The sequence below is a fragment of the Paramixta manurensis genome (genome assembly GCF_013285385.1).
Taxonomy (GTDB): Bacteria; Pseudomonadota; Gammaproteobacteria; order Enterobacterales; family Enterobacteriaceae; genus Paramixta; species Paramixta manurensis.
Map to the genome: position 1 here is coordinate 3,442,550 of NZ_CP054212.1, position 24,237 is coordinate 3,466,786.

Here is a 24,237-nt window from a genome sequence, read left to right on the forward strand (position 1 = left end):
CACCACTTCAGAATTGATTCGGGGGCCACTTCGGCCCCCGTTAGCTTAACGCTTGTTCTTTTTCAAATGCGACATCAAACGCTTACGTTTGCGTTGTTGGTTCGGCGTTAACAAGTTACGCTTCCCGGCAAACGGGTTGTCGCCCTCTTTAAACTGAATCCGAATTGGCGTTCCCATCACGTTAAGCGAACGACGGAAATAGTTCATCAGGTAGCGCTTATATGAATCCGGCAAATCTTTCACCTGATTACCGTGGATCACCACAATCGGTGGGTTATAGCCACCGGCGTGCGCATATTTCAGTTTTACCCGACGGCCACGCACCAGTGGCGGCTGATGGTCATCCTCCGCCATACTCATGATGCGCGTCAGCATTGAGGTGTTTACCCGGCGGGTAGAGCAATCATACGCTTCGGTAATCGATTCAAACAGGTTGCCAACACCGCTGCCGTGCAGCGCTGAAATAAAGTGAATGCGTGCGAAGTCGATAAAGCCAAGACGGAAATCTAACGTCTCTTTGACTTCATCCTTCACTTCCTGTGACAAACCATCCCACTTGTTAACCACAATTACCAACGAGCGCCCACTGTTAAGGATGAACCCCAACAGTGACAAATCTTGATCGGAAATGCCTTCGCGCGCATCAATCACCAACAGCACGACGTTCGCGTCTTCAATAGCCTGCAGCGTCTTGATCACCGAGAACTTTTCCACCGTGTCGGTGATTTTTCCGCGTTTACGCACGCCCGCCGTATCAATCAAAATATACTCGCGGTCGTCACGCTCCATTGGGATATAGATACTGTCACGCGTGGTGCCCGGCATGTCATACACCACCACGCGGTCTTCACCGAGGATACGGTTGGTCAGCGTGGACTTACCTACGTTCGGACGCCCAACGATCGCCAGCTTAATCGGCAAGCCTGTAGGATCGAAATCCTCCTCTTCCTCGCCTTCCGGCAACTCACCGTTTTCTTCCGCCGCCAGCGCCGCCCAGTAAGCCTCGTTCTCTTCTTCTTCCGTCAACGGTCCAACGCTTTCGGTATCACCCATCCACGGCAGTAATACCGTTTCTAACAGGCTGGTGACGCCACGGCCGTGCGACGCTGCAATCGGGTGAATATCCCCCAACCCCAGCGAGTAAAAATCCACCACGGCAGCATCCGGATCGAGACCATCGGTTTTGTTAGCCACCAAAAAAGTCGGTTTTTCACGCGAACGCAAGTGCTTAGCAATCGCCTGATCGGCAGGCATCAAACCGGCGCGAGCATCGACCATAAACAGCACCACGTCAGCCTCTTCAATCGCCAGCAGCGATTGTTCCGCCATACGCGTTTCTACCCCTTCTTCACTCCCATCAATACCACCGGTATCAATGGCAATAAACTCACGTCCTTCCACTTCGGCTCGACCGTACTTGCGATCGCGAGTAAGACCAGGAAAATCCGCAACCAGCGCATCTCGCGTACGCGTTAAACGGTTAAACAGGGTGGATTTGCCCACGTTGGGACGCCCAACCAGCGCGACCACAGGTACCATATTGAAGCCTCATGACAAATAAACAGGAGCCCGTTTTCCGGCAGCATAACGGCATTAATGCCATGCCGACGGGCTGAAGGCGCTAAGGATAACACGCCGGGTAAAAAACGAAACGGCTCCTGTGATCAGGAGCCGTTGTCATACTACGACGAAACGAAGTTACTAACGCGTAAACGCGTACACTTCACCGTCTTTTGACTGAATCAACAGCTTATCGCTGGCCACCACTGGTTCGGTCTGGAAGCCGGAGCTATCCACTTTTTGCTGAGCGACGAAACGGCCATCATCGGTATTCAGCCAATGCAGATAACCTTCGCTGTCGCCGACCACGATATAACCATTATACAACACTGGCGAGGTCAGATTACGGTGCAATAACTCGCTTTGACGCCAGATAGCCACACCGCCATCGGTATTAAGCGCGATAACGCGATCGTCTTGATCCACCAGATAGATACGACCCGCATCAACAATAAGATCTTTCACCGAGCCGATTTCACGTTTCCATAAAATCTGACCGGAGCGCAAATCCAACGCGGTCAGATTCCCGTTGTACGCCAGCGCATAGACCACACCATTCACAATTACCGGCGTGGTATCCACATCACTCAGGCGATCAATTTCGGTTGCGCCGCTCGGTTGGGAAATGCGCTGCTGCCAAATCAACTGGCCCTGGTTAAGGATAACCGCGCTAACACGCCCGTTATCGCCACCCACAATGGCACCGCCAAATGCGGTTGCCGGCGCCGACTCGCCGCGCAGCGACAGAGCGGGCATATCAAGGTTAACCGTCCACTTAATTGAACCGCTGTTCTGATCCAGCCCCTGCAACATACCGTTACTGGTGTGGATCAAGACTAAGCCGTCACTGACCACCGGACGCGATACTGCTTCGCCCGCAACTTGCGTTTGCCATGCGGTTTTCCCGTCTGCGCTATTCAGCGCAAACACTACGCCACGTTCGCTACCGATATAGATATGATCGGCTGTTGCGGTGATACCGCCAGACAGTAATGCAGGAAGATTTTTAGAGAAGAACCCTTTGTTTTCCGAGAGGTTAACCTTCCATTTTTCTTTACCGTTCGAGGCATCAAGCGCTTTCACGATACCAAAACGATCGGCGGCAAACACCGTACTGTCTTGCCATGCAGGATGCAGATTGGAATAAAAATCACCAACGCCATCCCCCACAGAAGTACTCCAGACTTTTTCCGGCGTGAACTGGTTTTCAACTTTCGGCAACGGGGCCATTTTCACTACATCTTCTTCGCCGCTGAACAGCGAACAACCGCTGAGTAACGTGACTGAGACCAGTCCGGGCAGCAGGTATTTACGTAATTCCATGCGCTCTCTCTTGAATGGATTAACCTAAGTTATTCATTTTCATCTGCATCATTTCTTTCAGCGCCGGAGAAGCATCCGAATCAATGCCTTTTTTCCACGCATCACGCGCGCCCTGTTTATCGCCTTTACTCAATAATGCTTCACCACGAAGATCGGCAACAATAGCGGTCCAGCCATCGCCTTTAATACCATCAAGGGTCTTCAACACCTCGTCCGCTTTTTTCTGTTGCAGTTGGATACGCGCCAGACGCAAATTAAGCACCGCCTGAAGGTTGGCATCTTTAGTGTCTTGCAAACCGCGTTGCAATTGCGTTACCGCATTACCCAAGTCGTTCTTATCAACGTACTGTTTAGCCAGATCGAGCGAAGCCAACGCGCCATAGGTGTTATTGTTGTTGCTGGCGAATTGCGTTACCGCCTCAACGGTCTGCGGCTTGCTGCCATCCAGTTCAGTAGTCAGTTTTTGATACTCTGCCGAGGTTTCTTTCGCGCTGCCATTTTCGTGGTTGCTCCAGTAACGCCAGCCCACTAAGGCACCCACGCCCAGCACCACACCAATCACCAATGCTTTACCATTGTCGGCAAAGAAACGACGGAGTGCATCAACCTGTTCGTTTTCGTTGCTATAGACTTCCACGCAATCCTTCTCCTTAACATTAAATCCTGCGACGCTGAAAAACGTTATTTCAACAGCGTGGCCAAGGTATTAGCCAGCAGGTCTTGCGCCAGCGTCTGCTGTTCGCCAGTGCGCAGATCTTTAACCACTACCTGCCCTGCTGCGATCTCATCTTCACCCAAAACCAGCGCGACGCGAGCGCCCCATTTATCCGCCCGGGCGAACTGCTTCTTAAAATTACCACCGCCAAAGTTGGTCATTAATTTCAATTGCGGCGTAGCATCACGTAATTTTTCCGCCAGTTGCATCGCCGCTGACTGCACACCCTGACCGGAAGCGATAACATAGACATCAACAATGCGTGTCGGTTCAAATTCCGGATTAACCGCTTGCACCAACAGAACTAAACGCTCAAGCCCCATGGCAAAGCCTACGCCCGGCGTCGCACGGCCACCTAATTGCTCAACCAAGCCATCGTAACGGCCGCCGCCGCATACCGTGCCCTGTGAGCCTAAACTGGTGGTAACCCATTCAAACACCGTGCGGTTATAGTAATCTAACCCTCGCACCAAGCGCTGATTAACGGTATAGGTGATGCCAGCGTCATCCAACAGCCCACACAAGCCAGCAAAATGGTCGCGTGACTCTTCATCGAGGTAGTCAAACAGCTTTGGCGCATCATTCAGCAACTGTTGAACGTCAGGATTTTTGCTGTCCAGCACACGCAGCGGATTAGTGTACATACGGCGTTTACAATCCTCATCCAGCACCTCTTGATGCTGCTCAAGGAAGGCAACCAACGCCTCACGGTAACGCGCACGCGCCTCCAGCGAACCAATAGAGTTCAGTTCAAGCGAGACGTGATCGGCAATCCCCAACGCTTTCCACCAGCGAGCGGTCATCATAATCATTTCGGCATCAATATCCGGCCCTTGTAGACCAAAGACCTCGGCGCCTATTTGATGGAATTGACGATAACGCCCTTTTTGCGGACGTTCATAGCGGAACATTGGGCCGATATACCACAAGCGTTGTTCTTGATTGTACAGCAGACCATGCTCGATGCCGGCGCGTACGCAACCCGCCGTCCCCTCCGGACGCAGCGTCAGGCTTTCGCCGTTGCGATCCTCAAAGGTATACATCTCTTTTTCAACCACGTCGGTAACTTCACCAATCGCGCGTTTGAATAACGGTGTCTGCTCTACAATCGGTACACGAATTTCGCTGTAACCATAGCTGGCCAGCACCTGCTTCAGAATACCTTCAATACGCTGCCACACGGCGGTATCTGCCGGCAGATAGTCGTTCATGCCCCTAATTGCTTGAATATTCTTCGCCACTTATTCGTTCTCTTTAATACAAAAAAACCTGTCCGGCATGTTACCGCGTGACGGTATGACCCGGCCAGGCTAAATCACTTCGGGAAACAGTGACGCTTCCCGTCTCGTTTATTTTTCAACCTGCTGCACATCAATACGGCGATTTTCATCCAGCATTGACGCTTTCGCCCGGATACGCGCCTCAAGTTGATCGATCATATCTTCGTTATCAAGGCGGTCGCGCTGGCGCACGCCGTCTTCGTAAAAGCCGCTTTTCTTATTACTACCAGTAACGCCAAGCGTTGAAACCAGCGCTTCGCCGGGGCCGTTGACCACGCAACCGATGATAGAAACATCCATCGGGGTAATAATATCTTCCAAACGTTGTTCGAGGGCGTTTACCGTACCAATAACGTCAAACTCCTGGCGTGAACAGGTGGGACAGGCGATAAAGTTGATGCCACGCGAACGAATGCGCAGAGATTTCAGAATATCAAAACCAACTTTGACTTCCTCCACCGGATCGGCGGCCAACGAAATACGCAGCGTGTCGCCAATCCCCTCGGAAAGCAGCAGACCCAACCCGATAGCCGATTTCACCGCGCCGGCGCGTGCGCCGCCTGCTTCGGTGATCCCAAGGTGCAGCGGTTGATCAATCTGTTTTGCCAGCAGACGATACGACTCCACCGCGAGGAATACATCAGACGCTTTTACGCTAACTTTGAACTGATCGAAGTTGAGACGATCAAGATGATCCACATGCCGCATCGCCGATTCCAGCAAAGCCTGCGGCGTAGGTTCACCGTATTTTTCTTGCAGATCTTTTTCCAGCGAACCGGCGTTAACGCCAATGCGGATCGGGATATTATTATCACGCGCGCAATCAACCACCTGGCGAATGCGTTCATTATTACCGATATTGCCGGGGTTGATACGCAGGCAGTCAACGCCATACTCCGCCACTTTTAGCGCAATGCGATAATCAAAATGAATATCCGCCACCAGCGGAACATTGACCTGCTGCTTGATGAGTTTAAACGCTTCCGCCGCATCCATCGTCGGCACCGAGACGCGAACGATATCCACGCCGACACGCTCCAGCGCTTTAATTTGATTAACCGTCGCGGCAACATCGGTGGTGCGCGTATTGGTCATTGATTGTACGGCGATCGGCGCGCCGTCGCCCACGGGCACCTTGCCGACGTAAATCCGCGTTGATTTGCGACGGTTAATGGGGGCCTGGTTATGCATATTCTTTCTCCACAATTGCCCGAGCCAGAGAAGATGCGTTATTGCGCACCCAATGTCAGGCGAGCAACCTGGTTATTACGGATAAAACGACTCAAATCTACAGGCTGCCCTTGATACTGGACCTGTACCGCCGACGGTGCGCCAATTTTCAAACGATAAGGCGCGGTGCCGGCCAGACTGAGTTTACCACCGCTACGTTGCATTCCGCTGAACAGTTTTTTGCCCGACGCATCGGTTACTTCCAGCCAACAATCAGCGTTAAAATTCATTACTACCGCATTAGGATCGGCCGCAGGCTGCGTTACACCGGCACTACCGGTCGGCAATTGACCATTGGTTGCCGAGGGTGCAGCGGCACCATTTTCCACCGGAGCTTGGCTCGGCGATACGACCGCATTGGCATCACTATTATTGGTCGCGGTCGGCGCAGCGCTATTGTTTGCGGCAGGTGCGTTAGCCGCCGGCGCGGCGGCAGATGGCGCAGCGCTGTTATTATTTCCGCCAGCGGGGGTATTCGCAGCGTTATCAGACGGTGCCGCAGGTTGAGCCGCATTGCTGCTCTCATCTGGCGTACTACCGTTATCCAGCGAAATAGACTGACTATTGTCATCGCCCGAAGTCGCCGTGTTTTGATCGCTCATCGAAACCAAATCATCCTGCGCGGCTTTATGGTTCTGCCACCACCAGGCGCCCGTCAAACCCACGACGACAAACAACACCAGCCAGGTGAAAATCATCAACCAACCGTCGCGTTTTTTACGACGTTTGCCCAGCGAGAAACTCTGCATCGGTTCAACTTTTGCCGCGCGAACCGGCGCTTGTTTCTCCATCATCGGCAACAGCTCGCCTTCCGGTACATGAACCAGACGCGCATAAGAGCGGATGTAACCACGCAAGAACGTTGATGCCAAATCGGCAGGAGACTTATCTTCCTCAATGTCACGGACGGTAGAAAGTTTCAGGCAAAGACGCTCTGCAACGTTTTGCTGCGTTAGACCCATTTGCTCACGGGCAATACGCAGGCGTTCGCCTGTGGAATTTACTGCAGAATTATCTTGAGTGGCTTCAGTATTCATTAGCTAAAAAATGCTGGTACTGTATCGATTGTGGAAAATTTCGCGCCAGGCGTTCACCGTGACGCTTAACGTCATCAGTACGCCCGCCCAACGCGGCGAAACGAATCTCTAACCACACACTTTCCGCCGTAGCGGGTAAGCTGTGTTGATATACATCTAACAGGAACCGTGCCAAAACAGGCTCCCCGTTTCCAAATCGCCTTTCGGCTTCTGTCAGCATCGTCATTCCTTTGTGCCGATCAACCTTAATGGCCTGACTCAGCGCCTGTCTCGCAGGTTCCTGTTCACCCTTAGTCAAATAACAATAGCCGGTATTTTCCAAACTATCGGCCCTGACCCCGGGCTGCAACTGACGACCAGCCAGTCTAAACTGTTGTTGTGCCGCATCATACTGCCCTAAACCGCAAAGAAACGCACCGTAATTGTTAAGCACGTAACCATTATGCGGTGCGCGTTGCAGCGCCAAACGGTAACCTTGCGCCGCCGCATCATTGCGCCCTTGCGCCTGATACAAACGTGCCATAGCAAGGTGTGTACGATAATCCTCCGGCGCCAGTACCTGCGCGCGTTGCAGATTACGCTGCGCGGCGTGCAATTGCCCTTGCGCCAAATAAATTAACCCTAGCTGCAACCGCGCCTGTAGCGCCGGGTGGTCACTCACCTGACTGACACACCCACTTACAACAAACCCCGCCAACAGGCTATACCGTAATCCATTACGCATACCCACTCCTTTAATAAGAAGTTTGGTATGTTACGCCACGCTCAGCAAGGGAAGTAGCTATTACCATCTGATAAAACAACTTATTTCCGGCTTTCAGAGCGCCTTCACAGATATTGATTCGCCGGCCATTTTTTTACGCAGCGTACGCTTAGTCCGATCAATAACCTCACCCGCTAATTGGCCGCAGGCGGCATCAATATCATCACCGCGCGTTTTGCGCACAATGGTGGTAAACCCATATTCCATCAGCACTTTCGAAAAACGATCGATACGGCTGTTAGAGCTGCGGCCATAGGGCGCGCCTGGGAAGGGGTTCCACGGAATCAGGTTGATTTTGCACGGCGTATCTTTCAATAACTCAGCCAATTGATGCGCATCATCGGTGCTGTCATTCACATGATCCAGCATGACATACTCAATCGTCACGCGCCCCTGATTAGCATTCGACTTACCCAGATAGCGACGGACCGCAGCAAGGAAAGTCTCTATATTGTACTTTTTGTTGATCGGGACAATTTCATCACGGATGGTATCATTTGGCGCATGCAGTGAAATCGCCAACGCGACATCAATCATATCGCCGAGTTTATCCAGCGCCGGAACCACGCCCGAGGTTGAAAGCGTGACACGACGTTTTGACAAACCAAAACCAAAGTCATCCAGCATAATTTCCATCGCCGGCACCACATTGGTTAAATTAAGCAGCGGTTCGCCCATCCCCATCATTACCACGTTAGTGATGGGACGCTGGCCGGTAACACGGGCCGCGCCGATAATTTTCGCCGCGCGCCAGACTTGCCCAATAATTTCCGAAACGCGCAAGTTGCGGTTAAAGCCCTGCTGTGCCGTTGAACAGAATTTGCATTCAAGCGCGCAACCAACCTGCGAAGAGACGCACAATGTGGCGCGATCGTCCTCCGGGATGTAGACCGTTTCAACCAGTTGATCGCCAACGCGAATCGCCCATTTAATTGTGCCATCGGTTGAGCGTTTTTCTTCCGCCACTTCCGGCGCGCGGATTTCTGTCAGTTGCTTTAATTTACCGCGCAGTACCTTATTGATATCGGTCATCTGGTCGAAATCATCACAGCAGTAGTGATAAATCCACTTCATAACTTGATCGGCACGGAACGGTTTTTCGCCCAGCGAAATAAAAAACTCACGCATTTGCTGACGATTGAGATCCAGTAAATTAATTTTTTCGTTCTTGGCAGAAACCATGGCGGGGGATGCGGACGACGGCGTCACAATTTGTTCGGACATAATGTTCTCTGGCCTCGTTATTACACGTTATGGCGCTGGTTTGATGATAGAAAAAGAAACGCCCTCACCGGATAACCCAGTGAGGGCGCATTATTGTACAAACATCTGTACCCGGATGCTATGGGAGGCCCGCTATCCACGCAATAATTTTGTAAACATACCCGCCATACTTCAAGCTGCAGGTACGTTTATACGCATTATCTTTGCCCGATTACCGGCTCCGCAGCCCGCGGCTCAACGCGTACGTGGGCAGATTTCGCCTTCACCAAAGAAGTAGGCGATTTCACGCGCGGCGGACTCTTGGGAATCAGAACCGTGCGTCGCGTTTTCAGTAAAGCTGTCAGCGTAATCAGCACGTAACGTGCCAGCCAATGCGTTCGCCGGGTTGGTTGCGCCCATCAGGTCACGGTGGCGTTGCACCGCATTTTCACCTTCCAGTACCGACACCATGATCGGGCCGGATGTCATAAACTCCACCAAGCCGTCAAAGAAAGGTTTGCCCTGATGTTCCGCGTAAAAGCCTTCCGCCTGCTCTTTAGTCAGGTGCAGCATTTTTGCCGCCACAATTTTAAAGCCCGCGCTTTCGAAGCGATTGTAAATAGCGCCAATTACGTTTTTTGCCACCGCGTTCGGTTTTACGATGGAAAAAGTACGTTCTACTGTCATGTTGACCTCTGTCTTAACTTCCAAATTAACCGGTTCGATATTGCTATACCTCAAATAATTCACATTACAGGAGGGCCGCAAAGAAGGACAACCCGATGAGCTTGCTCAAAGAGGGTCGATTACAGCCAACACAGATGCAGCTTGAAGTATGGTACCTACCGGCCTGCGAAATGACGCCGATTATAGGGGGGCGGCACGCCCTTGCCTATCAGCGTTGCAACAATTTTTTAAAAAATTATGATCACCATCGCGACAAAGCACCCGCTGATTTGCACGCTACCAGACCCTAACGCAATTCACTCGACAGTAAAAGACGTTGCCGCAACCTGTTCGGCATTGTTGCAGTTTTTAATCGAGCCAGCTCCAAAATGGCAGATAAGATCATCCGGCTACTCGCTCAGGCTCTTGTCACGCCGTGGCAGATCGCCGACACTCACTGCACATCAAACGTTAACGAGGCCGTTATGACAACCTCTTACTTTGTTACTCCCGGTTGGCTTGCCGAACATCTGAACCAAGACGATATTCAAGTGCTGGATGCGCGGATGCTGCCGCCAGGTATGGAAAAAGTACGTGATATTGAGGCGGAATATCTCGCCGGGCACTTACCACGCGCACCTTTTTTTAATATTGAAGCGCTTTCCGACCATACCAGCGACTGGCCTCATATGATGCCGCGTCCGGAAGCCTTTGCCGTTGCCATGCGTGAGTTGGGTGTCAGCCACGAAAAGCATCTGGTGGTGTATGACGAAGGTAATCTGTTTTCTGCGCCGCGTGCCTGGTGGATGCTGAAAGCGTTTGGCGTTGAGCAGGTTTCCATTTTGGCCGGTGGCCTTCAGGCATGGAAGCAGGCGGAGCTGCCGCTGGAAACCGGTGCCGTCAACTTACCCGAGGCCGATTTCGAGGCCACCTTTGATGCATCCCAGGTGCGTCGCGTTACCGATGTGCTGTTAATTAGCCACGAAGGCACTGCACAGATTGTGGATGCGCGTGCGGCAAACCGTTTTAACGCCGAGGTGGACGAGCCACGTCCGGGTCTTCATCGCGGTCATATTCCCGGTAGCCTGAACGTGCCGTGGAATGCGTTAGTGGTTAATGGCGAATTAAAGCCTAATGCGGAGTTGGCGGCTATTTTCGAGCGCCAGGGCGTCAATATTCATCAGCCGGTGGTCGCCAGTTGTGGTTCCGGGGTGACTGCGGTGGTGGTGATTTTGGCTCTGATGACGCTGGGCGCGCAGGACGTTACGCTGTATGACGGTTCCTGGGGAGAATGGGGCGCACGCGATGATTTGCCGATTGCTAAATAGCCGGTTGCCTGCATTTTTCCTGGTTTAATACCAGGAGCCAATATAAAAATGGCCCCTATGCTGCCGGGGCCAATGTATCTGCAGCGCGAAGTATGACTGCCTGTTCTAAATAATTTGTGTATGTGACCGGGGCGAGCGAGCGCGGCCAACGCACCTGCGGTGCGAAGTATGACTGTCTACTCTAAATAATTCGTGCTGCAGGAAGGCGGCAATCGAGTAAGTCCCCGGGAGCATAGCCAACTATGTGACCGGGGCGCGCGAGCGCGGCCAACGCACCTGCGGTGCGAAGTATGACGAGTAGAGCTAAAGGATCCGCTCACCCTTATAAGCCCGCAAAAAACTGCCCCAACGGCGCTCATAAAATGGCGTAATATGAGCGGTAAAGAAATGGCTAATGCCCTTCTCGCCCTCCACTACCTGACAAATATCCACTGGCTCATCATCCAGTAACGTATCGGTTGCCACGCTACCGGCCGCCTGAATAATCGTCTCAATGTCGCTATCGGCTTCAATCCCAATCAGCAAATTGGGCGCATCCTCAGCCGCCTCTTTAATATGCGCGACAAAGGCACGTCGCACCTCACGGTGTTTACTGAACAGTTGCGTCAACGAATCAATCATCTGCGCCGGCGGCTGCGCAATTTCCGACAGCAACAACGACGCACCACCTTCCAGCACTGTTTGTTGGCTCAGCGCATTCCCTTCTTCACCCAACAAATGGGCAATTTCTCGCGGCGTAAACTCTTTACCGTTGGGTAACTCCGGGTTCAAGAAGAGTGTTTCCCCCAACGTCATTTCAAACAGCGTACGCACTGGCATCATTACATAAGCTTGCTGGTCGCTAATGGCCTGCGCCATGGCGGATTCCGAAGTAAAAAAGGGAATCACGCTACTGCCGTCCTCTTTTTTCCAGTGCTGCAAATCAACGGGCGTATCGGCATCCAGTTGTGGCCCGGTACTCTCTCCCGGCACCCAAACGCTGGACTGCATCAGCAAAGTAAAAAACTCAGGGCGATGTGCCGGTTCCGTTGCCGCCAACTTCAGCACTTCTTCAAGACGGCTATTGGTTTCTTTCATCGGTTAACTCACGGTTTCTTCTACATATTCTGGCGGAGGCGACCATCGAGTCGGCCTCCGCTTACGCGTAAGCCGCGTACTTATTTTAATAACAGCCGGGCGAGGGTTCGCACGCCTAAACCCGTGGCGCCCGCTGCCCACTGGTCAACCGCGCCTTTACGGTAAGTTGCCGAGCAGTCGATATGTAGCCAGCCTTGCTGATAATTTTTCACAAAGTGCGACAGAAACGCCGCAGCAGTACTGGCACCGGCTGAGTGAGCAGGCCCGGCAATGTTGTTCAAATCGGCAAAGTTGGAAGGCAGATGATTACGATGGAACTCCGCCAACGGCAGACGCCAGAATGGCTCATTTTCGTCCGTCGCGCTATCCAGCAAGCGTTGCGCCAGCGCATCGTCAAAGGTAAATAACGCGTGGTAATCATTGCCCAACGCCGTTTTCGCCGCGCCGGTCAACGTTGCCGCATCAATAATTAAGGTTGGATTTTGCTCGCTGGCATCAATCAAACCATCCGCCAACACCAGACGCCCCTCGGCATCGGTATTCATCACTTCGACTGTCTTGCCATTGCGGTAGTGAATAATATCACCCAGCTTAAAGGCATTACCGCTGACCATGTTATCCGCACAGCACAGGTACAACTTAACGCGCTTGTTCAGACCGCGTGCAATCGCCAACGCCAAAGCGCCGGTTACCGTGGCTGCGCCGCCCATATCGGACTTCATGGAATCCATAAATGCGCTTTGTTTCAGGCTATAACCGCCGGTATCAAAAGTAATTCCTTTGCCGACTAAGCAGGCGTAAACCGGCGCGTCATCATCACCTGAAGGGTTATAGTCCAGCGCCAATAACACCGGGCTACGCGACGAGCCGCGCCCCACAGTGTGGATGCCCATATACTGCTGTTGGCGTAAATCTTCACCCTTGGTGATGCGGTAGCTCACCGCATCGCACGCAACGCCACATAACAGATCAACCGCTCGTTGGGCCAACTGTTCCGGGCTAAGATCTTCTGCCGGCAGGTTAATGGTACTACGTACCCAATCGATAATTTTCAGTCGGCTATCCAGCTCCGCGCGATCGCTGGCGCTTAATTGCGCCCATTCGACATGACGCTCACCTTTTGGGCCGCAATAGCCTTGCCAAAAGGCCCAACTTTTTTCCAGATCCCAATCGGCGCCGCTCAACGCCACATTGCGGATCCCCTGGCCATCAAGTTTACGTCCTGCTCGTTGGATCGCCGCCAGCGCATCGCTGCCGGTTAAATGGATAGTCATACCCTTATCATTACTGCTCAGGAGTGCTTTTTCACCCCAGCGCGCATCGGCCGCTGCTGTTGACAGAGTGATATTCATGGTTTCGGTTGTCATCGCATGGCTCCTTGTTATCTATTTGTTTGCCGCTCCCCGGCAACGCCAGGCGCTTACCGGGTGAGATTAGAATAATAATCACTGCCGCCAGATTTTAGGCTCAGAACTATTGATACTCATCCAGCCAGACTAACAGTATTGCTTCGAGAATTTTTTCATTGGATGCGGTGGGTTCATCATCAAATTCATCCAACTCACAAACCCATTGATGCATATCGGTAAAACGTACCGTAGTCGGGTCTGTCTCTGGCCGGGCGTCATACAGCGCTTCACCAATTTCCCGGCTGTCGGTCCACTTTAATCCCATACTTCATTCCTCATACAAAAACGGGCCGAATTCACTATCCGGCCCGCCTGACTAATACGATTAATGTTCGCGTGCGTGGTTGATGGTGTAGCGTGGGATCTCCACCACCAGATCCTCATCGGTAATGCGCGCCTGGCAGCCTAACCGACTTTCCGGCTCCAGCCCCCAAGCTTTATCCAACATATCATCTTCATCTTCGGTACTTTCCGCTAATGAATCAAACCCTTCGCGCACAACGCAGTGACAGGTAGTACACGCGCAGGACTTCTCACAGGCATGTTCAATATCAATACCGTTACGTAGTGCCACGTCCAGAATGGTGTCGCCCTGAGCGGCATCAAACACGCCCCCCTCTGGTAACAGATCCTGATGGGGTAAAAATACAATCTTTGGCATGACTCAAACCTCGTCCACAGAGTGCCCGGCCAGTGCGCGACGGATAGATTCATCCATACGGCGTGCAGCAAAATCCTGGGTAACTTTATCTAATTTTTTAATCGCGGCGGCGATGGTATCGGTATCCTCTCCGGCTACCGCATCGCGTAACGCCTGCTGCGCCTGACCAATGGCCGCACGCTCTTCATCGTTCAGTAAGCCTGCATCTTCGGCCAATGCGCCGTCGAGGCTTTCCAGCACCCGCAGCCCATCCACCTTCTGTTCAGCCAGCATACGCGCGCTAATATCCTGCTGGGCGTGCGTCATCGAATCGGTAATCATACCGGCAATTTCATTTTCGGTTAGACCGTAAGACGGTTTAACCTGAATTGAAGCCTCAACGCCGGTGGATTTCTCCATTGCCGTTACGCTTAACAAGCCGTCGGCATCAACCTGGAAGGTGACACGGATATGCGCCCCGCCGGCAGGCATGGTCGGAATGCCGCGCAGGGTGAAACGCGCCAGCGAACGGCAATCCGTGACTAATTCACGCTCGCCTTGCAGGACGTGAATACTCATCGCCGTTTGACCATCTTTAAAAGTGGTAAATTCCTGCGCGCGCGCCACCGGAATGGTGGTATTTCGTGGGATCACTTTCTCCACCAAACCGCCCATGGTTTCTAGCCCAAGCGATAAGGGGATCACATCTAATAGCAGCATTTCGCTGTCTGGCTTATTCCCCACCAGAATATCCGCCTGAATCGCAGCGCCGATCGCCACGACTTTATCCGGATCGATCGAAGTGAGCGGCGTACGGCCAAAAAATTCGCCGACTTTTTCACGCACCTGAGGTACCCGCGTAGAACCGCCAACCATCACCACTTCCAGCACCTCTTCCGGCGTCACTTCGGCATCTTTCAGCGTGCGACGGCAAGCCAGCAGCGTGCGTTTAACCAGCGGTGCAATTAGCGCATCGAAATCGGCGCGCGTCACATCACCACGCCAATCCGCCACCTCAACCGCGACACTTGGCGCAGCGCTTAGCGCGATTTTCGCCGCGATTGCCGCATCTAATAGCTGACGCTGCAAAACCGGATCGCCACGATCGCTCAGCCCTGCACGTTCACGCAACCAATCAGCCAGTAAATGGTCGAAATCATCGCCACCTAGCGCCGAATCGCCGCCGGTCGCCAATACTTCGAAAACCCCACGGCTTAGACGTAGCACCGAAATATCAAAGGTACCGCCGCCAAGATCGTAGACCGCAATCACCCCTTCTTTCCCCGAATCGAGACCGTAGGCAATCGCGGCAGCGGTAGGCTCATTGAGCAAACGCAGCACATGTAGCCCCGCTAAACGCGCGGCATCTTTGGTTCCCTGCCGTTGTGCATCATCGAAATAGGCCGGTACGGTAATCACCACACCGTCAAGTTCGCCCTCCAGTGAAGCGCGCGCGCGTTCCGCCAGCGTCGCCAGAATATCGCCAGAGACGTGAACCGGGTTAACCAACCCCGCCGGCGTGACAATCAGCGGCAGGCCATTTTCACTGGCCTGAAAGGCATACGGAAGATGCGGATAACGTTGTTGAATATCTGCCAGCGAACGCCCCATCAACCGTTTTACTGAACTAATGGTGTTGACCGGATCGGTGGCGGCGGCCTGTCGCGCCTCTTCGCCCACGGTTAAACCGCTGGCCTGATAGCGCACGACAGAAGGGAGAATATGACGCTGATGCGCATCGGGTAGCGTTTCGGCCTGCCCGCTACGGACGGTGGCGACCAGTGAATTGGTGGTACCGAGATCGATGCCGGCAGCAAGACGACGCTGGTGCGGCGCCGCGCTCAGGCCCGGCTCACTAATTTGTAATAACGCCATGTTGAGCTTCCAGATTTATAAATCGAGCAGTCTTTCTTCGAGTTGTTCGGCTTGGCTGCGAAGTTTAACCAGAAAACGTAATTTACGCACGGTATCCGCCGCTTGTGCCCACTGCGTGTCATTGAGCTGTTGTTTCATCTGCGCGCTACGTTGTTGCATCATCTGCTCAAGCCGCTGCATAAACGCGTTCAGTTGCTCTTCAGCATTTGCCGCCTGTTCAATGCTTTCCAGCTCTTCGCGCAGTTCCAACTGCTCCATCAGAAACGCCGTATCGCGCATCGTATGTTGTTCATTATTAATATCGATGCCCTGCAAAGAGAGCAGGTATTCGGCACGAGGTAACGGCTGGCGTAATGCCTGGTAGCCCTGATTAATGGTGGCGGCCTGTTGTAAGGCATGCAGACGCTCACGCTCAGGGCGCGTGGCAAAACGATCGGGATGAAACTGACGCTGCAACGTCTGAAAACGTTCAGTCAGTAGAGTGCCGTCAAGCTCAAACGAGACGGGCAACCCAAAGAGGGTGAAGTAATCCATAACAAGCTCGGTTTATGGCAGGAGAAGACTAAAATGAATCGCCCCGTCTCCGGTGCGATTCATTGTTGTTGGTAGGCTCCACACTAAACGTGGAAGCTTTCACCACAGCCGCATTCGTCTTTCACGTTTGGGTTAATGAATTTGAAACCTTCGTTCAAGCCTTCTTTCACGAAGTCCAATTCCGTCCCGTCCAGGTAGACCAGGCTTTTGCCGTCAATAACCACCTTAACGCCTTTGTCTTCGAACACGGTATCTTCACGATCCGGCTCATCAACAAACTCCAGCACATACGCCATACCGGAGCAACCTGACGTCCGCACGCCGAGACGTAGGCCAAAGCCCTTGCCACGGTTTTGCAGGAAAGCGCTCACGCGGGATGCAGCGCTGTCGCTTAACGTAATTGACATGGGAGCCCTCTCTTATGCGTTTTTCTTGCTCTTATAATCAGCAATCGCTGCTTTAATCGCGTCTTCCGCTAAAATGGAGCAGTGAATTTTTACCGGCGGCAGTTCTAATTCTTCCGCAATCTGGGTGTTTTTAATCGCTTCGGCTTCATCCAGTGATTTGCCTTTGACCCATTCAGTAATCAGTGAGCTGGAGGCAATTGCTGAACCGCAGCCGTAGGTTTTGAAACGCGCGTCTTCAATGATGCCTTCGGGGTTAACTTTAATTTGTAGTTTCATCACATCGCCGCAGGCTGGCGCGCCGACCATGCCGCTGCCGATGGAAGGATCGGCGTTATCAAATGAGCCCACATTACGCGGGTTTTCATAGTGATCGATTACTTTTTCGCTGTAAGCCATGGTTAAATCTCCTGATACCTGAAATTAGTGATGCGCCCATTCGATGCTGTTGATATCCACACCGGCTTTAAACATTTCCCACAACGGAGAAAGGTCGCGCAGACGGCCAATGGATTTACGTACCAGCTCAATGGTGTAATCAATCTCTTCTTCGGTGGTGAAACGCCCTAAAGAGAAGCGGATAGAGCTATGCGCCAACTCATCCGTCATTCCCAGCGCGCGCAGCACATAAGAAGGCTCCAGGCTGGCGGAAGTACAGGCGGAACCAGAAGAAACCGCCAAATCTTTCAGCGCCATAATCAGGGATTCGCCTTCAACATAGTTGAAGCTGACATTGAGGATGTTCGGTGCGCCCTGCTCGAGGTCGCCATTCAGATACACTTCTTCGATGTCGTTAATGCCGTTCCACAAACGGTTGCGCAATGTACGCAGGCGCGCCATTTCGCTGCCCATCTCCTCTTTCGCGATACGGTAAGCTTCCCCCATCCCGACAATCTGGTGTACAGGCAAGGTACCGGAACGCATACCGCGCTCATGACCACCACCATGGATCTGCGCTTCCAGACGAATGCGTGGTTTGCGGCGGACATACAACGCGCCGATACCTTTCGGACCGTAGATTTTGTGCGCGGAGAAAGACATCAGATCGACTTTCAACTGGCTCAGGTCGATAGGCAATTTGCCGACGCTTTGCGTGGCATCGACATGATAAATAATGCCACGCGCGCGGCACAGTTCGCCGATGGTAGCAATGTCTTGCACCACGCCTATCTCGTTATTGACATGCATAATTGAAACCAGAATGGTGTCATCACGCATCGCAGCTTCCAGTTCCTGCAAATCAATAATGCCGTTGCCTTTCGGCGCCAGGTAGGTAACCTCAAAACCTTCTCGTTCCAGTTGGCGGCACGTATCCAGCACCGCTTTGTGCTCGGTTTTGCTGGTGATAATGTGCTTACCTTTCTTTTGGTAAAAAGTCGCCGCACCTTTGATAGCCAGGTTATCTGACTCGGTGGCGCCGGAAGTAAACACGATTTCACGCGGGTCAGCGCCCACTAATTCTGCGACCTGGTTACGGGCGATATCAACCGCCTCTTCTGACTGCCACCCGAAACGGTGGGAGCGCGAAGCCGGGTTACCGAATGTACCGTCCAGGGTTAAGTACTGCATCATTTTCTCGGCAACGCGCGGATCGGCCGGCGTAGTTGCGGAGTAGTCCAGATAAATCGGTAATTTCATTGCTCTTAAGCTCCGTACATCACTTCAATACGTAAAATCATTTAAATACAAACATTTCAGCCCTTATCGGGCATACCTGTCCGCCAGCAATGTGGGTGTTTTTTACACCTAACCAATGAATGGTTTTATTTTTTGCGGCGGCAGGGGAATTAAGCACGCAGGTTTACGTTGATCGTTTCCTGAATTCGTCCGTTTGATAAACGGCGATTTTCATTGTCCTGACGATCGGCAACATCAAGAATCTCTTGGTTATTAACCAGCTCGGCCAGCGTAATATTGTTCAGGAAATCACTAATACGTTCACTTAAATCACGCCACAGGACATGGGTCAGACAACGCTCACCGGCCTGGCAGCCCTCTTTTCCCTGACAACGCGTTGCGTCAACCGACTCATCCACCGCTGTAATGACAGCGCCGACAGCAATCGCATTGGCGTCTTTACCCAATAGATAACCACCGCCCGGACCGCGTACGCTGGCCACTAAGCCATTTTTACGCAGGCGTGAAAACAGTTGCTCCAGATAGGAGAGCGAAATACCCTGGCGTTCGGAAATATCAGCCAACGGCACCGGCCCCTGGTGGGAATGGAGTGCAACGTCGAGCATGGCGGTAACGGCGTAACGGCCTTTAGATGTCAGTCTCATGGCTTGCGACCTCGGTTTTACCTGTTGTCGGTGTGATGTGAAGGAAAAAATGATGAGCGCAAGTCTGACATTCCTGAGTGTTTTGGTCAACTATTTAACCGAGTAAAACACTCAAGTATTCATTTCCTTTCGATCCGACAACGACAGAGATTATTTATCCGCCTGCTTTTTCTCAAAAGATGACAACATGCCACGCAAAATATTCAGCTCATCTCGCTCCGGGCGCGCGCGGGTGAACAGGCGACGCAGCTTGCTCATAACCTGGCCTGGGTTCGACTCGCGGATAAAACCGCTCTGCAACATCATCTGTTCCATATGCTGGTAAAAACGCTCAAGGTCATCCACCAGCGGATAAGGAGAGGCCGCATAATCCGGCGCCTGATGCTGTTCAGCCTGCAAAAACGCCATGCGCACTTCGTAAGCGATAACCTGCACCGCCATCGCGAGGTTTAGCGAGCTGTAATCCGGATTTGCCTGGATGGCGACGTGGTAATGGCATTTTTGCAACTCGTCGTTAGTCAGACCAACCCGTTCACGACCAAATACCAACGCAACCGGCGCCTGGCGCCCTTCTTCCACGCTTTTCACGCCGCATTCACGTGCGTCAAGCATCGGCCACGGGAGCGAGCGGGAGCGCGCGCTGGTGCCAACCACCAGGCTACAGCCGGAAATTGCCTCATCCAACGTGTCGACAATTTTTGCCGCGCCAATGACGTCGCTAGCGCCAGCGGCCAATGAAATAGCTTGCGAGTCCGGCTTAACCAATGGGTTCACTAAATAGAGGTTGGTTAACCCCATGGTTTTCATCGCGCGCGCGACGGAGCCCATGTTGCCGGTATGAGAAGTTTCAACCAGTACGATACGAATGTTATGCAGCATAGAAATTGATGGTCAAAGAGATAATTTGTCCATGCTAACATAAAAGCAGGACATTTTCCGAACTCCCTGCTATACTCCGCGCCGTTTTCCCGTTCTTTAACATCCAGTGAGAGATACTGATGCATCCGATGCTCAACATCGCCGTGCGCGCTGCGCGCAAGGCTGGCAATTTAATCGCCAAAAACTATGAAACTCCGGACGCAGTTGAAGCTAGCCAGAAAGGTAGCAATGACTTCGTAACCAATGTTGATCGCGACGCTGAACGCCTGATTATAGAGGTGATTCGCAAATCTTATCCGCAACACACCATTATTACTGAAGAAAGTGGTGAGTTAGCCGGAGAAGATCAGGATGTACAATGGGTTATCGATCCACTGGATGGCACTACTAACTTCATCAAACGCTTACCTCACTTTTCCGTCTCTATCGCTGTGCGCATTAAAGGCCGTACCGAAGTTGCAGTGGTTTATGATCCCATGCGCAATGAGCTATTTAGCGCGGTTCGCGGTCAGGGCACTCAGCTAAACGGCTATCGCCTACGCGGCAGCACGGCACGCGATCTTGACGGCACGATTTTGGCGACCGGTTTTCCGTTCAAAGCCAAACAACATGCCGCAACCTATATTAACTTGGTTGGAAAACTGTTTACTCAGTGCGCGGATTTCCGTCGTACCGGTTCCGCCGCGTTAGACCTCGCCTATGTGGCGGCAGGTCGGGTTGACGGTTACTTTGAGATTGGCTTGAAGCCTTGGGATTTCGCGGCCGGTGAACTGCTGGTGCGCGAAGCGGGCGGTTTGGTGACTGACTTTGTTGGCGGGCACGGCTACCTGACTTCCGGTAACCTGGTGGCGGGTAATCCACGTGTCGTGAAATCTCTGCTGGCGAATATGCGCGACGAGCTGAGCGACGCGCTGAAGCGTTAAGATTACTGCTGGCCGGTGCGACGGATGCCGCACCGGCCATAATTATTTACAGCGCGCCGCGAATCCCATTCGAGATCATCGGCTGTGCGCTCAGATACAGCATTATCCCGATCATTATCAGTGCGACACCGCCCACCAACGCCAGGCTCTGTATCCCCACCTTTTGCCAACCGGATGTCGGGCGATCGCGACTGATACGCACCGCCACCGCACGTGAAACCTGGACGAATAGCGCCATTGCCGATACCGTAAACGCCGTCCCCAACGCCATAATTACCGCCGATAAAACGCCCCAGGCATAAACACCAATCACCCTGGAAAACAGCAACATCATAATCGCCCCGGAACATGGGCGTAGCCCCATCGAAAAGACCACCAGCACTTTCGTTTTCCAGCCTACGGCTTTTGCCAATAGCGTGTTATCCGGCACATGTTGATGTCCACAACCACAGTCGGCGCTATGAACATGATCGACAGTATGGATGGACAAGATTTTCGGCGCGGCAGGACGCAGCACCCGCCATAGTTTCCTCAATGCCCGTACGCACAGCCAAATACCCAACCCGACCACCAGCAGATAACTGCCCTTTTCCAGCCAGTAACTGCTGAGATGAAGTTGCCGTGAAGAGAGTTGCAGCACTACCAGAATGATCGATACCAATAAAATCGCGACGCCGCCCTGCACCACCGCTGCCGCCAGCGTCAATTGCAGACTGGTTTTGATTTTAGTGGGATGGGTCGCCAAAAAGGTCGCGATAACCACTTTGCCGTGCCCCGGCCCAACAGCGTGCAGGACACCGTACACCAGACTAAAGCCGACCAACGCCCATCCCGCGCGTTGCCGCTGGATTTCCACCTGTTGCAACAGCGCGGTCATTTGTTGGTTCAAGCCGCGTTGCCAACCAATGCTTTGTAGCAATATTTGCGGCCAGTAAAGCCATAGCGCCACGCCGCCAGCGGCCAGAAGAATCAGCAATAGCCATAATGGCCAGGCGCTTCGCAGTAAATTATCGGTCTTTTGCGGCAAAATAGTTAGGGACATGTCAGGGTAACCGTTTGGGCAAATTGTCTGCCTAAATCCATATCTTCCGGCGGCGCATCGGCTTTATCCAGCGATAAGGCATAGGCTTGTAAAGAGGCGTTAGGTTTTGGCGTTTTTAATGTCAGCTTACATTGTGCCGCCCCGGCCTCCGGTATCCCCAGAGATTTTTCGTTATCATAAAACATATCTACAAAGTAGGAAGGATCGAAAGTGGAAAAGAGATAGGTTTGCCCCTTCAGACTTTGTGGCTCCGCCAACGGTAGCACAAACTCCAGCACCGCTTTCGCACCGTTACGCGACAGATGATACTCCGGCGGTAAATTATCAAACTTCACGCGTTTGCCTTGGTGCCAAAACTCCGTGAAATAGTGTTGGCCCAGTACGTTCGCCATCACACCCGCCGCGAGCTTTTTCCACACCACCGAATCGGGTTTGGCGTTACCGGCATCGTACAGCAGATCAGCAGAGGTGATTTCATCCATCGTCCATACCATACGTAGCCCGGTGAGCTGGTTATCCTTAGTGACCAGACTGGTTTTCATATCAATAAAACTGTGCGGATGTGCGAATGCTAGCGGTGCACTCAGCAACAGAATAAGTAGCATGCAACCGGGCAGCATACGCGAATAAATGTTACAACATAACAAAATCAACTTCATCGGCTTTCCTGGATAAAAATTCTGTGACCGGCCTTAAACGTCTGGATAAAAAACACCGCCACATTACGCGACCTAACGCATTTTGACTTATTCTTAGCACAGAGATGAACGACTGGAATTGCCCATGACGAGTTCTGCTACACCGACAGCACCACTCTTCTCCGGTTTACAGCGTCAATGCCACCTTCTGTTAACGCTTTACTTGCCTGATAACGCGCTTTCACTTGATGCGCTTTGCCAGCTTAATGGTGTGGAGCCAGCGCTCGCTCGGCAAGATATAGCGGAGGTCGCTGAAAAGATCCAGCGCTATCATCAGCTTGATCTTCTCCCCCATCAGGATGGACACTTTCAGCTCCGTGGCGCTGAACTGGCCAGACGGCTGTGCCTAATGCACTGGCTGCGGCGTGCGCTGCGCGTGTCTCCGGACTTTGTCTGGCAGCACTTCGCGCCAGCACTACGTCAGACATTGCGCACCCGGCAAATTGAAAAAGCCATCTATGATGAAAAAAACCTGCAAGCATTAATCCAGCATTGTAGCGCGCATCTCCAGCGCGATTTCAACCCGCGCGATCGGCATTTTCTGCAACTGTTTATGCAGTATTCACTTTGCCAGCAGACACCGGCTACGTTCACTGAACCCCAACAACGTTGGCTGGCGGATAAAAGCGAAAGAGCGGCGGCAGAGAAAGTGGTGAGCCACTGGCAGAAACGGTGCCGCCACGCGCCCGACACCAGCGAAATTGACTTTTATACGCTGATCTTTAGCCTGATCCACGCGCCGACCGCCGAGACAATTCAGCACCATCGCGAACAGCGTTTGATGGAGGATATTCGTTTACTGATTCAACGCTTCCAAACCCTGGCTGGCATGCATTTTTGCGATGAACAAGGGCTAAGCCAGCAACTCTATACGCATATGTCGCAGGCGCTGGATCGGAGCCATTTTGCCATTGGGATTGATAGCAATTTAACCGAGGAGGTAACACGGCTATATCCGCGCCTGTTACGGACCACCCGCGCGGCGATAGACGCTTTTGAAACACACTATGCGGTGCGTTTCACCCGTGAGGAACTGGTGCTTATCGCGGTGATTTTCGGCGCCTGGCTGATGCAGGAAAACACCTTACAGGAAAAACAGGTGCTGCTGTTAACCGGTGGCGATCCGGCGCTGGAAAAAGAGATCGAGCAACAATTGCGCGAACTTACCCTATTGCCGCTGAATATTAAGTTCCAGACTATGCACGCGTTTCAGCATCAGGGCGCACCAAAAGGCATTGCCTTGGTGATCAGCCCCTACGCTACGCCGTTACCGCTCTACTCCCCTCCGTTGATTCATGCTGAGCTTCCGCTCAGCGATCATCAGCAACACCGTATCCGTACGCTGCTTGAGTCCTGATAGGCACCGGAA

At 52.6% G+C, this 24,237-nt stretch carries 25 protein-coding genes; 3 read left to right on the forward strand and 22 right to left on the reverse strand.

Features of this window, described 5'->3' with window-relative positions:
* Positions 1–45 precede the first annotated feature (45 nt).
* The 9 genes from der to ndk form a co-directional block, all read right to left on the reverse strand.
* Entirely contained in the window at positions 46–1,539 is a 1,494-nt protein-coding gene (der, locus tag PMPD1_RS16660; RefSeq protein WP_173635102.1) for a ribosome biogenesis GTPase Der, read from the reverse strand.
* A 162-nt stretch (positions 1,540–1,701) separates the two neighbouring features.
* Positions 1,702–2,883 (reverse strand): outer membrane protein assembly factor BamB, encoded by a 1,182-nt coding sequence (bamB, locus tag PMPD1_RS16665; RefSeq protein ID WP_173635103.1) that lies wholly within the window; start codon positions 2,881–2,883, stop codon positions 1,702–1,704.
* 19 nt (positions 2,884–2,902) lie between these two features.
* Positions 2,903–3,520 (reverse strand): YfgM family protein, encoded by a 618-nt coding sequence (locus PMPD1_RS16670; protein ID WP_173635104.1) that lies wholly within the window; start codon positions 3,518–3,520, stop codon positions 2,903–2,905.
* 44 nt (positions 3,521–3,564) lie between these two features.
* On the reverse strand, positions 3,565–4,839 hold the full coding sequence (gene hisS / locus PMPD1_RS16675) for a histidine--tRNA ligase (protein ID WP_173635105.1): 1,275 nt from the start codon (positions 4,837–4,839) through the stop codon (positions 3,565–3,567).
* A gap of 108 nt (positions 4,840–4,947) precedes the next feature.
* Entirely contained in the window at positions 4,948–6,069 is a 1,122-nt protein-coding gene (gene ispG / locus PMPD1_RS16680; protein ID WP_173635106.1) for a flavodoxin-dependent (E)-4-hydroxy-3-methylbut-2-enyl-diphosphate synthase, read from the reverse strand.
* 38 nt (positions 6,070–6,107) lie between these two features.
* On the reverse strand, positions 6,108–7,145 hold the full coding sequence (gene rodZ / locus PMPD1_RS16685) for a cytoskeleton protein RodZ (RefSeq protein ID WP_173635107.1): 1,038 nt from the start codon (positions 7,143–7,145) through the stop codon (positions 6,108–6,110).
* Positions 7,135–7,869, reverse strand: coding sequence for a type IV pilus biogenesis/stability protein PilW (pilW, locus tag PMPD1_RS16690; RefSeq protein ID WP_173635108.1), 735 nt, complete (start codon positions 7,867–7,869; stop codon positions 7,135–7,137). The genes rodZ and pilW overlap by 11 nt, the downstream gene beginning before the upstream one ends.
* 93 nt (positions 7,870–7,962) lie before the next feature.
* The gene (gene rlmN, locus PMPD1_RS16695; RefSeq protein ID WP_173635109.1) at positions 7,963–9,132 is read right to left on the reverse strand and encodes a dual-specificity RNA methyltransferase RlmN; all 1,170 of its coding nucleotides are present in this window, start codon (positions 9,130–9,132) and stop codon (positions 7,963–7,965) included.
* A 234-nt stretch (positions 9,133–9,366) separates the two neighbouring features.
* Complete coding sequence (gene ndk / locus PMPD1_RS16700; RefSeq protein ID WP_173635110.1) at positions 9,367–9,798, reverse strand: nucleoside-diphosphate kinase; 432 nt, start codon at positions 9,796–9,798, stop codon at positions 9,367–9,369.
* A 464-nt stretch (positions 9,799–10,262) separates the two neighbouring features.
* On the opposite strand from ndk, the gene sseA reads away from it, so the two are divergent.
* Positions 10,263–11,105 carry a 3-mercaptopyruvate sulfurtransferase gene (gene sseA / locus PMPD1_RS16705; protein WP_173635111.1) on the forward strand — a complete coding sequence of 281 codons (843 nt, stop codon included), beginning with the start codon at positions 10,263–10,265 and terminating at the stop codon, positions 11,103–11,105.
* A gap of 303 nt (positions 11,106–11,408) precedes the next feature.
* On the opposite strand, the gene sseB is transcribed toward sseA, so the two are convergent.
* The 11 genes from sseB to trmJ form a co-directional block, all read right to left on the reverse strand.
* Positions 11,409–12,182: an enhanced serine sensitivity protein SseB gene (gene sseB, locus PMPD1_RS16710; RefSeq protein WP_173635112.1), complete on the reverse strand. Its 774-nt coding sequence runs from the start codon at positions 12,180–12,182 to the stop codon at positions 11,409–11,411.
* An 80-nt stretch (positions 12,183–12,262) separates the two neighbouring features.
* Positions 12,263–13,549: an aminopeptidase PepB gene (gene pepB, locus PMPD1_RS16715; protein ID WP_173635113.1), complete on the reverse strand. Its 1,287-nt coding sequence runs from the start codon at positions 13,547–13,549 to the stop codon at positions 12,263–12,265.
* A gap of 106 nt (positions 13,550–13,655) precedes the next feature.
* A complete protein-coding gene (gene iscX, locus PMPD1_RS16720) occupies positions 13,656–13,856 on the reverse strand; it encodes a Fe-S cluster assembly protein IscX (RefSeq protein WP_173635114.1) in 201 nt (66 codons plus the stop codon).
* Positions 13,857–13,916: 60 nt separating this feature from the next.
* Entirely contained in the window at positions 13,917–14,252 is a 336-nt protein-coding gene (fdx, locus tag PMPD1_RS16725) for an ISC system 2Fe-2S type ferredoxin (RefSeq protein WP_173635115.1), read from the reverse strand.
* A gap of 3 nt (positions 14,253–14,255) precedes the next feature.
* Entirely contained in the window at positions 14,256–16,106 is a 1,851-nt protein-coding gene (gene hscA / locus PMPD1_RS16730) for a Fe-S protein assembly chaperone HscA (RefSeq protein WP_173635116.1), read from the reverse strand.
* 15 nt (positions 16,107–16,121) lie between these two features.
* Entirely contained in the window at positions 16,122–16,640 is a 519-nt protein-coding gene (hscB, locus tag PMPD1_RS16735) for a co-chaperone HscB (protein ID WP_173635117.1), read from the reverse strand.
* An 83-nt stretch (positions 16,641–16,723) separates the two neighbouring features.
* Entirely contained in the window at positions 16,724–17,047 is a 324-nt protein-coding gene (iscA, locus tag PMPD1_RS16740) for an iron-sulfur cluster assembly protein IscA (RefSeq protein WP_173635118.1), read from the reverse strand.
* A gap of 12 nt (positions 17,048–17,059) precedes the next feature.
* Positions 17,060–17,443, reverse strand: a complete 384-nt coding sequence (gene iscU / locus PMPD1_RS16745) for a Fe-S cluster assembly scaffold IscU (protein ID WP_173635119.1) — start codon at positions 17,441–17,443, stop codon at positions 17,060–17,062.
* A gap of 24 nt (positions 17,444–17,467) precedes the next feature.
* On the reverse strand, positions 17,468–18,682 hold the full coding sequence (locus tag PMPD1_RS16750; protein WP_173635120.1) for an IscS subfamily cysteine desulfurase: 1,215 nt from the start codon (positions 18,680–18,682) through the stop codon (positions 17,468–17,470).
* Positions 18,683–18,831: 149 nt separating this feature from the next.
* On the reverse strand, positions 18,832–19,326 hold the full coding sequence (gene iscR, locus PMPD1_RS16755; protein WP_173635121.1) for a Fe-S cluster assembly transcriptional regulator IscR: 495 nt from the start codon (positions 19,324–19,326) through the stop codon (positions 18,832–18,834).
* A 150-nt stretch (positions 19,327–19,476) separates the two neighbouring features.
* Positions 19,477–20,205, reverse strand: coding sequence for a tRNA (cytosine(32)/uridine(32)-2'-O)-methyltransferase TrmJ (gene trmJ, locus PMPD1_RS16760; RefSeq protein WP_173635122.1), 729 nt, complete (start codon positions 20,203–20,205; stop codon positions 19,477–19,479).
* A 119-nt stretch (positions 20,206–20,324) separates the two neighbouring features.
* Here trmJ and suhB point away from each other — a divergent pair, with 119 nt between their 5' ends.
* Positions 20,325–21,128 carry an inositol-1-monophosphatase gene (gene suhB, locus PMPD1_RS16765; protein WP_173635123.1) on the forward strand — a complete coding sequence of 268 codons (804 nt, stop codon included), beginning with the start codon at positions 20,325–20,327 and terminating at the stop codon, positions 21,126–21,128.
* A 46-nt stretch (positions 21,129–21,174) separates the two neighbouring features.
* Here suhB and PMPD1_RS16770 read toward each other — a convergent pair whose 3' ends face one another.
* Both PMPD1_RS16770 and PMPD1_RS16775 read right to left on the reverse strand, forming a co-directional pair.
* A complete protein-coding gene (locus PMPD1_RS16770; protein ID WP_173635124.1) occupies positions 21,175–22,170 on the reverse strand; it encodes a nickel/cobalt transporter in 996 nt (331 codons plus the stop codon).
* A complete protein-coding gene (locus PMPD1_RS16775) occupies positions 22,161–22,790 on the reverse strand; it encodes a DUF1007 family protein (RefSeq protein WP_435529742.1) in 630 nt (209 codons plus the stop codon). Before PMPD1_RS16775 ends, PMPD1_RS16770 begins: the two co-directional genes overlap by 10 nt.
* A 163-nt stretch (positions 22,791–22,953) precedes the next feature.
* Here PMPD1_RS16775 and csiE point away from each other — a divergent pair, with 163 nt between their 5' ends.
* Complete coding sequence (gene csiE / locus PMPD1_RS16780; protein ID WP_173635125.1) at positions 22,954–24,225, forward strand: stationary phase inducible protein CsiE; 1,272 nt, start codon at positions 22,954–22,956, stop codon at positions 24,223–24,225.
* Positions 24,226–24,237 lie beyond the last annotated feature (12 nt).